The 1,488-nt window shown below is 64.7% G+C and carries 1 protein-coding gene; it reads left to right on the forward strand.

The window, feature by feature from the left end:
• A partial coding sequence (locus AC5Y7E_RS24170; RefSeq protein WP_499950936.1) for a non-ribosomal peptide synthetase occupies window positions 1–1,488 on the forward strand: 1,488 nt, incomplete at both ends.

Here is a 1,488-nt window from a genome sequence, read left to right on the forward strand (position 1 = left end):
CCGTTGGTGCAGGTGATGTTGGCCTGGCAAAACCTTCCCGGGGTGGGCATGGGTGATGCGGCTGGGTTGGCGTTGGGTGATCTAGAGGTCTCTGAATTGCCGGTGCACACCCGTACTGCGCGTACGGATTTGTCGTTGTCGTTGGCCGAGCGTTGGACCCACGCCGGTGAGCCGGCGGGGATTGGTGGGTCGGTGGAGTTCCGTACCGACGTGTTCGATGCGCAGAGTGTCGAGGTGTTGGTCGGGCGGTTGGAGCGGGTGTTGGAGGTGATGGCGACCGATCCGGGGCGGCGGTTGTCGTCGATCGATGTGCTCGATGCCGGTGAGCGTGTGCGTCTAGATGAGCTCGGTAATCGTGCGGTGTTGTCTCGGCCGGTGAGCGCGTCGGTGTCGGTTCCGGTGGTGTTCGGCGAGCATGTGGCGCGCGCCCCGGAGGCGGTGGCGATCAGCTTCGAGGGTCGCTCGATGAGTTATCGGGATCTTGATGAGGCGTCGAATCGGTTGGCGCATTTGTTGGTTGGTCGGGGTGTGGGGCCGGGGCAGTGTGTGGCGTTGTTGTTGGAGCGCTCGGCGGGGGCGGTCGTGGCGATGTTGTCGGTGCTCAAGGCGGGGGCGTCGTATCTGCCGATCGATGCCGGGCAGCCTGATGCGCGGATCGAATTCATGCTTGCCGATGCCAGGCCAATGGCGGTGCTCACGACTGCGGGTTTGGTTGATCGGTTGGCTGGTTTTGGGGTTCGGGTCATCGAGGTCGATGATCCTGCGGTGCATGACCAGCCCGGCACCGCCCTGCCGGCGCCGGCCGGCGATGATGTCGCGTATCTGATTTACACCTCGGGTACTACCGGTGTGCCTAAGGGGGTGGCGGTCACTCATCAGAACGTGACGCATTTGGCGGCCTCGTTGCCGAGCGGTCTGCCGGCCGAGCAGGTTTGGACGCAGTGTCATTCGTATGCGTTTGACTTTTCGGTGTGGGAGATCTGGGCGGCGCTGCTCGGTGGGGGCCGGTTGGTGGTGGTGCCCGAGCAGGTGGTGGGCTCACCACAGGATTTCCACGATCTGCTGATCAGTGAGCGGGTCAATGTGTTGACCCAAACCCCTTCTGCGGTAGGCGTTTTACCGTCTGAGGGTTTGGAGTCGGTGGCGGTGTTGCTCGGTGGTGAGGCGTGTCCGGTCGAGGTGGTGGATCGGTGGGCGCCCGGGCGGGTGCTGATCAATGCGTATGGTCCCACCGAGGCCACGGTGTATGCGTCGATGAGCGCGCCGTTGTCAGTCGGGGATGCGGTGGTGCCCATTGGTGCGCCGGTATCGACGGCGGCGTTGTTTGTTCTCGATGAGTGGTTGCGCCCGGTGCCGGTCGGGGTGGCCGGCGAGTTGTATGTGGCCGGGCGCGGGGTGGGTGTCGGCTATCTGGGCCGGGCCGGCTTGACCGGGTCGCGGTTTGTGGCGTGTCCATTTGGTGGGTCGGGGGCGCGGATGTATCGCACC

Source organism: Mycobacterium sp. NGS17, assembly GCF_059813205.1.